We start from the raw sequence: 13,018 nt of genomic DNA on the forward strand, positions 1-13,018 counted from the left end.
GTGAGGGTAACGGGCGAAGCATTCCACGCCACGGTCGGCGCGGTGAAGGTCGGCTGGGCAGCCGAGGCATTGGAGAGCGTCACGGCGGGGCCGGCCGTCTGCGTCCAGCTGTAGGAGAGCGGCTGGCTTTCCGGATCGGTGGAGCCGGTGCCGTTGAGCGTCACCGACGCCGCCGAGGCGACCGTCTGGTCCGGGCCGGCATTGGCGGTCGGGGCCGCGTTGGGCGGAGCAACGATCAGGGAGAAGCTCTCCACCTCGAAATACTGGCCGGGGCCACCACTGCTGTCGGTCACCCGCACATTCATGGAATAGGTGCCGGTCGCGGCATTGGTGGTGCCGGATACGAGGCCGTTCGAGCCTATGCTGATGCCGGAGGGCAGGCTGCCATTTTCGAACAGGAAGCTGTAGCTCGGCACGCCACCCGCCCCGGTCAGCATCAGCGAAACGGGCGAGCCCTGGAAGATCGTCGCGCTGGTTGGCGAGAGGCTGAGACTGCCGGCGAGCACATTCACCACATAGGCCTTGTCCGTGAACTGGCTGGTGGCCGTATCCGTCACGCGGAGGGTGAAGCTGAAGGTGCCGCGGCTCGTCGGCGTTCCCGAGAGAAGACCGGAATTGAGCGAGAGGCCAGTGGGAAGGGTACCGGCCTGCAGCTGATAGGTGTAGGGACCCGTGCCACCGGAGGCGGTGATCGCCTGGCTGAAAGGCGTTCCGGCCGTCAGCGTCGGCAGCGTCGACGGCGCCACCACCACGGGGCTCGTCGACGGCTGAATGGTGATGGTGACGAGAACAAACCCTTCATAGGCGGGGTTGTTGTTGCCCTGGTCGTTGAAACGGAAGGAATCCGTGGTCGCGCTGTCCCCGTTATGCGTATAGGTGATGAAGGACCGCACCGTGCCGCCGGAATGCAGCTCCGAATTGACGACGGCACCATGGGAAGGGCCGGGATTGACATCGGAGGTCCCGATCCCGAAGCCGAAATTGAAGAAGTCGCAATCGGTGACTTCGATGACCACCGAGCTGCCCTGGGTCACGGTCGCTGTCTTTGGCGAGCAGTTGGTGGACGTGTGGGTCAAGGCCGCCGCCGGACGCGCGTCGAAGACGCCCACCATCAGAACCATGACCACCGCTACGGCCTGCCACAGCCTGCCAAAATTACGCGCCCAGCCCGCCAGAGTCATTCCCGCACGCCCCTCAATTATCCGGATTTTTTTGCCTTTTTTCGGCCCTAATCGGGATTGCGTAACGAGGCGGAAAGATTTGATCAACTAATAGATGTATTACTGTGGGTTAGGCTGGGATATTTTCTACCAATGACATAAAAAGTCTGACGAACGACTCGAATTCCATCGCGTTTTCAGCACGATAGCGCCGCTCAGGACAGGGCGAAGCGATCCGCAGCGCCTTCGGCCAGCACAACGGCGGCAAGCCGCCCGTAATGGGCCATCTCGGCGCGGCACCAGGTCTCGAACTCGGCCACCAGAGCGGGGCTCGCCACCCGCGCGCCGTCGATCAGGCCCGTGGCGGCCAGATGGCCGATCACGTTGCCCACATGGGATTTCGAAACCTGAAAGCGCTCGGCCAGCGATTCCAGCGTGAGGGGAACCGGCTCGCGCCCTTCGCTGCGGGCATAATGGGCCGCCATCAGCGCGACGAGCAGCGGATAGCCGCTGTCGAAGCGGGTCATGGCGAGAATGGTCGGGAAGGGGGACAAGGTGGCGCCACCGGCCAGAACCTGGCAGGCCGAGCGGTGGATCAGCCGTCCCAGCGCCTCGGGCGAGGCGGCCACGGCGGCGGCGAGCGCCGTTCCCTCCACCCGGTCACCGGCAGCAAGGAAAGCGAGAAGCGACCGGCCGATCTCATCGACCAGTTCCGGTTCCGGACGCAACACGGTGCGCCGCCGCTCTCCCTCCACCGCGTCAGCGGTCACAAAGCCCGCAGTCTTCAGAATGTTCACCACATTCACCACATGGCGGGGGCTGAGGCTGCCCATGGCTTTCAGCCGCGCCAGCGTCGGCAAGGGCGCCTCGCCCGCCTTCCACCCGTAATAGTTGTGTATCAACAGATAGGCGGTGAAGTAGCGGCCGAACTGGTTCAGCAGCTTGCGGACCGGCCAGCGGGATGGCGCCACCGCAATCATCGTTTCACAATAACCGGCAAAGACTGATGTGGTCATGGCGTGGCTCTAGCCCCTAAAATTTCCACTATCCATACGTGAATAAAAACTAGGTGCAAACTTTGGATTGGTAGCTCCCGACCGGCTCGGCGATAAGGCGAGAGCGGCCTTTCGTGTCGCTTCAGACCGGACAGGGCGCTTGCGCGCTGCCGGCGGACCGGGAAGGACGATCCGATACGATGAAAGTCTTGCAGCCGGAAAGGCGTTCGACAGGCAGGCAAACCAGGCGGCGCGCCCGGGCGGCGCGGGCCTATCCCTGGCTTGCCGGTGTGTCGCTGCTGGCGCTGCTCGCCGCAGGGCAGGACGCGCAGGCGGCGGATGTGACGCTCGACGGAGGCACGACGCTGATCGACGGAGGCGGCGCGGGCACCTATCCCTCGCCCTGGACCCTTGACGGCAACCTGACCGTGGGCACGACACAAGCCACGCTCTTCAAGGTGGAAAATGGCGGCATCGCCCGCAATGGCACGACGACGGTGGGAACCGGCCCCGGCCAGTTCCAGCCCGGCGCCTTCGCCACCACCGTCGACATCGCCGGGGCCGGATCGCGGCTCGAAAACACGCTCTTCATCCTCGGCGATTCCAGCACGGCGAGCCTCAGGGTGCATGACGGCGCGGTGGTGACCACCAGCTGGCAGGCGACGCTGGGCGACGACGTGCGCTCCTCCGGCTCGGCCTCCGTTACCGGGTCGGGCTCCGTCTGGACCGTGGGCGGGGCGTTGACCGTCGGCCATTTCGGCCAGGGCACGCTCACCGTGAACAGGGGCGGGCAGGTCAATGCGGACTATATCCATCTCGGCGCCGGTTTCGACGGCCAGAATTTCGGACGCGGCTACCTGGCCCTGAACGGCGATGCGACCGGGCAGGGCGTGCTGGATACCGGCATGATCCTGGCCGGGGGGGCGGGCCCCGCCTCCGTACGGTTCGACGGGGGCATCCTGCGGGCGCGCTATGGGAATGCCAATTTCATCGCCGGCGGCGTGACGATGACATTCGACACCGACGGCGGCGTCATCGACAGCCAGGGTTTCGATATCGGCGTGGCCGCCACGCTGGGGGGCTCCGGAACGCTTTCCAAGCGCGGCACGGGCACCCTGACGCTGTCCGCCGACAGTGTCTTTGGCGGCACCATCGCGGTCGAGCAAGGCACGCTGCTGGTGGACGGGATCCTCGGCGATCTCGACCCTGCGGTCGCCCCGGGCGAGGTGGAGGTGCTTGCCGGCGGCGCTTTCGGCGGGGACGGGACGGTCGACGGCTCGGTGCAGGTGGCCGATGGCGGAAGCCTTGTGGGCCGCTCCGGCCGGTCCATGACGGTCAATGGCGACCTGACCCTGTCATCGGGCGCGCGGCTGGACCTGATGCTCGGCGCGGCATCGCCTTCGTCCTCCTTTTACACCGTCAAGGGCACGCTCACCCTCGACGGCACGATGCATATTGCGGCCTCGCCCTCTGGCCCGGGCTATTTCGGACCGGGCATCTATCGCCTGTTCGATTATCAGGGGGCCTTCAACAATCGGGGGCTCCTCCTCGGCACCCTGCCCGACGGGGCGCTGGCCAGCGATTTCTCCCTGCAGACCGGGGTCACGGGACAGGTCAACCTCGTCTATACCACGCTACGCGAGGGCTACAGCTTCTGGGATGGCCCGGACCCGGCCTTCTACAACAACAGCCGGATCGAAGGCGGAACCGGCATCTGGCGGGTGGGCGGCGCCGGCTGGGCAGATCAGCAGGGCACGGTCAACACCACCTACGATCCCGCCGATTTCGCCATCTTCCAGGGTGCGCGCGGCACCGTGACGGTGGACGGATCGGGCGGCGCCATGGCGGTGGCCGGCCTGCAGATCGCCACCGGCGGATATCGCATCACCGGCGATCCCATCCGCCTCGACGGCGGCGCGGAAACGATCCTGCGCATCGGCGACGGCACACCGGTGAGCCAGTCCATGCTGGCCACGATCGAATCCGAACTGACGGGAAACACCAGGCTGGTCAAGACCGATCAGGGCACGGTCATCCTGTCGGCAGCGAACAGCTATGCGGGTGGAACCCGCATCGAGGGCGGCTGGATACGGCTTGCGGGTGCGGGAACGCTGGGCGCGGGCGATCTCACCGTGGCCACGGGGGCCACGCTCGATCTCAGCCGGACCACCCAGACCGTCACCCGCCTCAGCGGCGGCGGGCGCATCTCCGATTTTCAGTTGCCGGACAGCACCGTCAGCCATCTGATCGTCAATCAGGCGGCGAATTCCACCTTCAGCGGCACGTTCGGGCCCGGCTCCGCACCGATCAACGTGTCGAAGCGCGGGACCGGCGTGCTGACGCTGACCGGGGAAAGCACGGTCCGTCGCTTCAGCGCCGACGGAGGCGAAGTGCGGCTGGCAGGCGCCGGGGCGAAGCTGACGGCCAGCCTCTATGTGGCGCCCGGAGAAACGGCGGGCGGCCGCCTGACCGTCGCCGACGGCGCTTCTCTGGTCAGCCCGAACATCTATTTCGGCTCTTCCACCGGCGGGGACGGCACCCTGACCGTCACGGGCAGCGGGTCCAGCGTCTCCGCCGGTCTGCTCATCGTCGGCCAGCTGGCCGAGGGGCATCTGGCGATCGAAGACGGCGGCAGCCTGACCTCGACCGGCAATGTCTTCCTCGGCACAGTTGCGGGCCAGCGCGGCGATGCGACTGTATCCGGCACGGGATCGCGCTGGACCAGCACCGGCTCGATCATGGTCGGCTATGCCTCCGAAGGGGCGGTGCGGGTGGACCATGGCGGCCTTCTCGATGCCACGGAGATCCATATCGGTGAGGGGGGACAGGGCAACGGCACCCTGACCGTCGCGGGCACCGCCGCCGGGCGCGGCATCCTCGAAGCGGGGTTCATCAGCGAGGGCAGCGGCACCGGCCGGCTTGTCTTCGATGGCGGCATCCTGCGGCCACAGGCAGACACGACCAATTTCCTGCGCGCCTTCGAGCCCGGCGACGTGGAGATCGCCACAGGCGGCCTCTATTTCGAGGATGGCGGCCATGACGTGACGCTTTCCACCCGGTTCACGGGGACAGGCGCGCTGGTGAAGCGGGGGGCGGGAACCCTCACCCTCATCGCCTCCAGCCAGCATACGGGGGGCACGGTGATCGAGGAGGGGGTGCTGCATCTCGACAGGCTCTCCGGCGGGTTGAGCACCCCGACAGGCGCCCTGAGGGTGGAGAGCGGCGGAACGCTGGCGCTCGGCGGCTCCAATCCCGTTTCGGTCGGTTCGCTCAGCGGCAGCGGCACCATCACCAACTGGGAACCTTCGAGCCGCCGCTATCTCGCCGTCAACCAGACCGGCGACAGCACCTTTTCCGGCAGGCTGGTGAACGGGGCCGGCGATGTGGACCTGATGGTTTTCGGCACCGGCACCCTGACGCTTTCTGGGGTGAGCACCTATCGCCTGACGGCCGCAGATCGGGGCAATCTCGCCATTGCCGCGGGCGGGCGGGTCACCAACAACACCGTCCAGGCGGGTTCCGGCTCGACGATCACCGTGACGGGGGCTGGTTCCGGGCTCGATGCGGACATGGTCCGGATCGGCGAGGGCGGAACCGCCACGCTCCGGATCGCCGATGGCGGGCGGGCGACGATCGGGACATCGCTTCTGCTCGGCAGCAGCAGCCAGTCCAGTGCGGAAGGCGTGGTGCAACTGGACGGCACCGTAGCCGCCCGGGGCCTTCTCGAAACGGACGGCATCACCCGCGGCGTCGGGGCGGCCACCCTGCGCTTCAACGGCGGCATTCTGTCCGCCACCGCCGACAATGCGGATTTTCTTCGCAATTTTGCACCGGGCAGCCTGATGGTGGCTGCCGGGGGCGGCTTCATCGACACGAACGGCCATGCGATCGGCATCGGGGCCAGCCTGAGCGGCGGCGGACAGCTGACCAAGCAGGGACTGGGCCGGCTTGAGCTGACCGGCGACAACGACGCGGCAAACCGTTTTACCGGCGAGATGTCCGTCTCTGCCGGCACGCTGCACCTCGGCGGCCTTCTGGGCGATCCGGTAAACGGCACGGCAAGAGTGACGGCAAAGGGCAGCGGCATTCTCACCGGAACGGGCCGGATTGCCGGCTCCGCGCTCATCGATCACGGCGGGACGCTCGCCGGCCGCAGCGGCACGCGGCTTTCCATCGACGGCGATCTGGCCTTTGCCTCGGGCGCGCACCTCTCGGTCACGCTGGGCGCGGCGGGCCAGCCCGCGCTTTTCTCCGCCGGCGGCGACCTGACCCTCGACGGCCGGCTGGATGTGGCCGATGCCGGCGGCTTCGGTGCGGGCATCCATCGGCTGATCGACTATCGCGGGCGGCTTTTCGACCGTGGCCTCAACCTCGGAACCGCAGGACCCGGCATCCAGCCCGGCGCGCTTTCCATCCAGACCGGCATTGCCGGGCAGGTCAATCTGGTCAATACGGCGGGCCTCACGCTCGGCTTCTGGGATGGCGCGGATACGGCCGGCCATTCGAACGGGCGGGTGGAGGGCGGCGCGGGCCTCTGGAGCCGCGACACCGCCCTTGCCGGTCCCAACTGGACCGACAGCAACGGCACGCTGAATGGCGGATACCAGCCGAACCCCACCTTCGCGGTGTTCCAGGGCCGGGGCGGCACCGTCACCGTGGACAATGGCGCCGGCGCCATCGGCGTGACGGGCCTGCAATTTGCCGCGGACGGCTACCGCCTTCAGGGCGATGCGATCCACCTTCAGGGCGGCAGCGGCGAGACGGTGATCCGGGTCGGCGACGGCAGCGCCGCCGGGTCTGCCATGACCGCCACGGTCAGCGCGTCGCTGGCCGGGGCCTCGAAGCTGATCAAGGACGATCTCGGCACGCTGGTTCTTGCGGGCCACAACACCCATACGGGCGGCACCGAGCTGCGCGGCGGCACCCTCCGCATCGGCGCGGATACGGCGCTCGGCGCGGCCAATGGCATGCTGGTCTTCAGCGGCGGCACCCTTGCCACCACGCAAGACCTGACCTCCGGCCGCACGATTTCGCTCACCGGCCCGGCCGGTGGCCGCATCGATGTGGCTGCGGGCACGGAGGCCGATTTCCTCGGGACCATCGGCGGCGGCAGTCTTACCAAACGCGGCGCGGGAACCCTCAGCCTCGGCGGTGCGAACAGCTTTGCCGGCGGCCTGCGCCTTGAAGAGGGCACGGTGCGCATCGCGAACGAGCGCGGGCTCGGCACCGGCGCGATCCGCATGGCGGGCGGCACGACACTCCGCTTTGCGGCATCCCCCTATGCGACGGTGGGACCGGTCGCGCTGTCCGGCGACGTGACCTTCGATGTGGATGCGGGCCAGAATGCCGCGCTCTATCGCACCGTCTCCGGACAGGCGGGTTTCGAAAAGACCGGCGCCGGTACGCTCAGCCTCTATGGAGACAACAGCTTCACGGGCAATGTTCAGGTGCGCGAAGGCCGGCTCTGGCTGGACAACTGGCAGCATGCCGAAAATGCATCGCTGGCCGATACGGCCCGGCTGACGGTGGAGAGCGGCGCGATCGCTGCTTTCCAGCGGGGCGAGACCATCGGCGAGCTGACCGGCGCCGGCACGGTCGATCTGACCTATGCGGGCTTTTCCGGCCTGACGGTCGGCGCTGCCGACACGGATTTCACCTTCGGCGGCACGCTGACGGGCTTCGGTTTCGGCAGTTCCGGCTATGGCCTCAGGAAGACCGGCAGCGGCACCTTCACCCTGACCGGGGCCAGCGACACCGATCGCGCCGTTCTGGTCGGCGGCGGACGGCTGTCCGTCGACGGATCCCTCGCGAGCCGCAGCGTCGAGGTTTCCGACGGCGCACGCCTTGCCGGGTCCGGATCCCTTGCCGGAACGGTCGATATCGGACGCGGCGGCACGCTGGAAGGACGGTCCGGCCAGACCCTGACGCTCGGCGGGCTCCGTCTCGATGCGGGCGCCAGCATCGAGGCGGCGCTCGGTCGTCCCGGCGGAGCGGCGCTCTTCGATATTGCGGGTGACCTCACGCTTGACGGCCGGCTGTCCGTTTCCGATGCCGGAGGCTTCAGCGCGGGGATCTACCGGCTGATGACCTATGGCGGCAGGCTGACGGACCGGGGGCTGGAAATTGCCACCGCCCCCACGGAGGGCGCGCGCGAAAGCCTCGCGATCCAGACCGCCGTTGCCGGTCAGGTGAACCTGATTTCCACGGTCGGCGCGCGGCTGAATTTCTGGGACGGCGGCAATCCGGCCCTGCATGGCAATGTCAGGATCGATGGCGGCTCGGGTCTCTGGAGCCCCGGCGGCCGCAACTGGACCGACAGCGCCGGCATTCGCAACGGCCCCTATGGCGTCACGCCGAGCTTCGCGATCTTCCAGGGCATCGGCGGCACGGTGACGGTCGCAGGCGGGGCCGGCGCAACCGGCGTGACCGGCCTGCAATTTGCCTCGGACGGCTACCGCATCGACGGGGAGGGCCTGACGCTGAAGGGCGGCGCGGGCGGAACCGTCATTCGCGTCGGCGACGGTACGGCCACAGGCGCCGCGATGACGGCCACCATCGACGCGTCGCTTTCCGGCAGCGGAGACCTCGTCAAGGACGACCGCGGCACCCTCATCCTCACCGGCAACAACCGCTATAGCGGCGATACGCTGGTGCGCGCGGGCCGGCTCATCGGCGATACGGCCTCCCTGCGGGGCAATATCGGCAATGCGGCCACCGTGATTTTCGATCAGGACGAAGCGGGGCGTTTCGCCGGCACCATCGGCGGGCTGGCGGGCCGCGCGGGCACGATGATCAAGGACGGAACCGGACGCCTGACGCTTGCGGGCAAGTCCTCGCTCGACTGGTCGGTGAAACGGGGCGAGCTCAGCACGGCGACCGACCGCTTTGCCGGCAATGTCACGCTGGCTGCGGATGGCCGGTTGACCTTCGACCAGAAGACTGCGGGGCTCTACCGGGGCAAGCTCGGCGGCACAGGCACATTCGGCATTACGGGCGGCGGCAGCGTCTGGCTTGCCACCGATAACGAAGCCTTTCGCGGCCTGACCGTCCTTTCCGGCGCCACGCTGGTGGCGGACGGCAAGCTCGGCGGCTCGGTCCTCGTCGGCAAGGGCGGACGCCTTGCCGGAAGCGGCGTGCTCGGCCATGGCAACGGCTCCACCGTGACGGTGGGCGATGGCGGCACCATCGCACCCGGCCATTCCCCGGGCGTGCTGACGGTGGAGGGCGATCTGGTGATGAAAAACGCCGCGCGCTACGAGGTCGAAGCCCGGCCCGGCGCCGGCAATGCGGATCTGATCCGCGTGACCGGCAAGGCCACGCTTCTGGGCGGGACCGTGCTGCAGGTGGGCGCGACCGGCGGATACGATCCGGGCGAGGCCTATCGCATCCTCACCGCCGAGGGCGGAATTTCAGGCCGCTTTGCGGCGATGCGCTCCGATTTCGCCTTCCTCGACATGGCCCTGCTCTACGGCGCGCGCGACGTGACCCTGACGCTTGCCCGCAACGGCACCGCGTTCGAAACCGTGGCCAGCACCGCCAACCAGAAAGCCACGGCCCGGGCGCTCGACGGCCTGACGCCGGGACAGGGTCTGCATGACCGGGTCGTGCAGCTGAACCGGACGACGGCCCGGATCGCCTTCGACCAGCTTTCCGGCGAGATCCACGCTTCGGCCGCGACCGGCCTGATCGAGGAAACCCGGCATGTGCGGATGGCGGTTTCCGACCGTCTCCGCGCCGCCTTCGGCGAGGCGGCCGCGCCGGAAACCCCTGTCATCGCCTATGGTCCCGACGGTTCCTACCGGGCCGTTGCCCCCGACGATCAGGGTCCTGTCTTCTGGAGCAGCGGCTTCGGTTCCTGGAGCGAGGGAGAGGGCGATGGCAATGCGGCCGGGCTTGACCGCTCGACCCGCGGCATGCTGTTCGGCGCGGATGCGGCGTTTCTCGACAACTGGCGGATCGGCCTGCTGGCCGGGTACAGCCATAGCACGATGGACGCGGAGGACCGGGCCTCCATGGTGAGCGCCGAAGGTTATCAGGCTGGCCTCTATGCGGGCACCGACATCGCCGGCCTGTCCGTCAAGTCGGGTGTCGCCTATGGCTGGCACGACCTTTCCACCAGCCGGTCGATCGGCTTTACCGGCCTGTCCGAACGGCTGACGGGGGAGGGGCAGGCAAGCCTGTTCCAGGCCTTCGGGGAGATCTCCCGTCCGATGGATCTCGGTGGCCTGAGGCTCGATCCCTTCGCCAGCCTCGCCCATGTGCGCTTCGCTTCGCATGGCTATTCCGAACGGGGCGGCCTCGGCGCGCTCGCCGGCGACGGCTTCGACCAGAGCGTGACCTTCACGACGCTGGGTGTCCGGGCGGAGCAGCCGCTCGTCATCGGCGACAGGGAGGGGGGGCTTACGGGAACGCTTGGCTGGCGGCACGCGTTTGGCGATCTGGTGCCGGAAGCCACCCACCGCTTTGCGGGCTCCGATCTCTTTACCGTCGGCGGTACTCCCGTGGCGCGCGACAGTCTCGTCATCGAGGCGGGCATCGGCTTCGATCTCGCGGCCCGGGCCTCCCTCGATCTTTCCTATACCGGCCAGCTTTCGCAGGACGCGCGCGAGCATGGTTTCAAGGCGCAATTCAATGTCAGGTTCTAGCATGAAGACCGGTTTCGTCCCCTCGCTTGCCCCGCTCTTCGGGGCGCTCCTTGCACTCCTGCCGCCGAGCCTTTCGCAGGCCGGGGAGGCGGCGGCGCCGTTGCTTCCCGGCGGCGCATCCTCGCTTCAGGAAAGCTACGAGGACTGGACGGTGACCTGCCGCATCGTCGAGACGCGAAAGCTCTGCGCCCTCTCCCAGCAGCAGGTGCAGGAGAACGGCCAGCGGGTTCTGGCCATCGAAGTGGGGCAGGGAGAAAAGGGCACGCTTGCCGCCACCCTCGTCCTGCCCTTCGGCCTGCTTCTGGAAGCGGGCGTGACGCTGGCGGTGGACGACAAGCCGGAGGGCGAAAAGCTGGCGTTCCGCACCTGCATTCCGGCAGGCTGCCTCGTGCCAGCAAAGCTTGACGCGCCCCTGCAGGACGTGCTGCGAACCGGCAAGGCGCTGAAGCTGTCCGCAAGGACCGTGGACGGCCAGCCGGCCCCCTTCTCGATTTCGCTGAAGGGCTTCGGCGCGGCCGCCGACCGCCTTGCAACCCTCATGGCGCCCTGAGCGGCCTTACCGCGCGGCCCGGTATTTCTGCGGGTCCGGAACCGGTACGGCGGACAGGAGCGTGCGGGTATAGTCGCTGCGCGGATTCTCGAAGACCTGCCGGCGCGTGCCCATTTCGACGATCTTGCCGCCCTTCATGACCGCCACGTGATGGGCCATCTTTTCGATGACCGCCATGTCATGCGAGATGAAGAGATAGGAAAGGCCCATCTGCTCCTGCAGTTCCAGCATGAGATCGAGCACGCGTGCGCGCACCGAGACATCGAGCGCCGCAACGCTTTCGTCGGCGACGATCAGACGCGGTTCGAGCGCGAGCGCACGGGCAATGCAGATGCGCTGCCGCTGGCCGCCGGAAAACTCGTGCGGATAGCGCTCCGAAACCTCGGGGCTGAGGCCCACGCGGGAGAGCAGGTCCGCCACCTTGCGCTTGCGCTCCGCCGGCGTGCCGATGCCGTGGATGATCAGCGGCTCGGCAATCGCCGCGCCGATATTCATGCGCGGATCGAGCGAGGCATAGGGATCCTGGAAGATCATCTGCGCGGCGCGGCGGTGGGGCCGCATGGCGGCAGCACCCAGCCCGCTGACGGTATGCCCGCCGAGAATGATCGTGCCGGTCGAGGGAATGAGGTTGAGGAGCGCCTTGCCGGTCGTCGACTTGCCCGAGCCGCTTTCGCCCACCAGCCCCAGCGTTTCGCCCGCGCGGATGGTGAAGGAGACATCGTCGACGGTCGGGGCCGGCGGCTTGCCGAAATTCAGCCAGCCGGTCTTCGCACCATAGGTGACGGAGAGATTGCGCACCTCAGCGACCGGGTCGGGCGCCTCGAGCGGCTTGAAACCCGGCGTGACCGCGGGTGGCCGGTCGGTGCCGGCATGGGCCCCGAGCCGCGGCACGGCCGCCAGCAGCTCCTGCGTATACGCTGCCTTCGGCCGGGCGAAGATGTCCGTGACATCGCCCTGCTCGACGATCTCGCCCGTCTTCATCACCGCGACCCGGTCGGCCATTTCGGCCACCACGCCCATGTCATGGGTGATCATCAGGATCGAGGTCTGGAATTCGCGGCGCAGCTCCCGCATCAGGTCGAGGATCTGGGCCTGGACCGTCACGTCGAGCGCCGTGGTGGGCTCGTCGGCAATCAGCACCTTCGGTCGGCCGGACAGCGCCATGGCAATCATCACGCGCTGGCGCATGCCGCCGGAGAGTTCATGCGGATATTGCGTCAGCCGCCGGGCGGCATCGGTGATATGGACCGCATCCAGCATGGATTTCGCGATGGCTTCCGGGCTTTCCCGTTCGCCTTTGCGATGTTCCCGGATCGCTTCGGTCAGCTGGGCGCCGACCGTCATGACCGGGTTCAGCGAGGTCATCGGTTCCTGGAAGATCATGGCGATCTCGCCGCCGCGCAGGCTGCGCAGGGCCGATTGCGGCAGGCCGAGAAGGTCGCGGCCGGACAGGCGAATGCCTCCCGCGCTCACCTTCAGCGCATGTTTCGGCAGAAGCCCCATGATCGCAAGCGAGGTGACCGACTTGCCCGAGCCGGACTCGCCTGCGAGGCAAAGCGTTTCCCCTGCCGCCAGATCGAAGCTGACGCCGGAGAGGACGCGCTTCAGCCCCTCGGGCGTGCGCGCATCCACCGTCAGGTCGCGAACGGAGAGAACCGGTTCCATGCT

5 protein-coding genes are annotated in these 13,018 nt (G+C 67.8%); 2 read left to right on the forward strand and 3 right to left on the reverse strand.

The genetic code is table 11. The features are described from left to right. Both ACT54B_RS19645 and ACT54B_RS19650 read right to left on the reverse strand, forming a co-directional pair. Window positions 1–1,181: Ig domain-containing protein (locus tag ACT54B_RS19645; RefSeq protein WP_476047416.1), on the reverse strand; the 1,181-nt coding region annotated here is incomplete at its 3' end. Between the two features lie 194 nt (window positions 1,182–1,375). Beyond that, window positions 1,376–2,176: a hypothetical protein gene (locus ACT54B_RS19650; protein WP_476047418.1), complete on the reverse strand. Its 801-nt coding sequence runs from the start codon at window positions 2,174–2,176 to the stop codon at window positions 1,376–1,378. 179 nt (window positions 2,177–2,355) lie between these two features. On the opposite strand from ACT54B_RS19650, the gene ACT54B_RS19655 reads away from it, so the two are divergent. Further along, on the forward strand, window positions 2,356–10,800 hold the full coding sequence (locus ACT54B_RS19655) for an autotransporter domain-containing protein (RefSeq protein WP_476047419.1): 8,445 nt from the start codon (window positions 2,356–2,358) through the stop codon (window positions 10,798–10,800). Continuing rightward, the gene (locus ACT54B_RS19660) at window positions 10,787–11,350 is read left to right on the forward strand and encodes an invasion associated locus B family protein (protein ID WP_476047420.1); all 564 of its coding nucleotides are present in this window, start codon (window positions 10,787–10,789) and stop codon (window positions 11,348–11,350) included. The genes ACT54B_RS19655 and ACT54B_RS19660 overlap by 14 nt, the downstream gene beginning before the upstream one ends. A 6-nt stretch (window positions 11,351–11,356) precedes the next feature. Here ACT54B_RS19660 and ACT54B_RS19665 read toward each other — a convergent pair whose 3' ends face one another. After that, the gene (locus ACT54B_RS19665; protein ID WP_476047422.1) at window positions 11,357–13,015 is read right to left on the reverse strand and encodes an ABC transporter ATP-binding protein; all 1,659 of its coding nucleotides are present in this window, start codon (window positions 13,013–13,015) and stop codon (window positions 11,357–11,359) included. Between the last annotated feature and the right edge of the window lie 3 nt (window positions 13,016–13,018).

It is taken from the genome of Gellertiella sp. DMC107, assembly GCF_056313605.1.

Bases quoted from the DNA above. Each gene is read 5' to 3' on its own strand.
- ACT54B_RS19660 (WP_476047420.1), top strand. From the start codon at position 10,787: ATGTCAGGTTCTAGCATGAAGACCGGTTTCGTCCCCTCGCTTGCCCCG.
- ACT54B_RS19655 (WP_476047419.1), top strand. From the start codon at position 2,356: ATGAAAGTCTTGCAGCCGGAAAGGCGTTCGACAGGCAGGCAAACCAGG.
- ACT54B_RS19650 (WP_476047418.1), bottom strand. From the start codon at position 2,176: ATGACCACATCAGTCTTTGCCGGTTATTGTGAAACGATGATTGCGGTG.
- ACT54B_RS19665 (WP_476047422.1), bottom strand. From the start codon at position 13,015: ATGGAACCGGTTCTCTCCGTTCGCGACCTGACGGTGGATGCGCGCACG.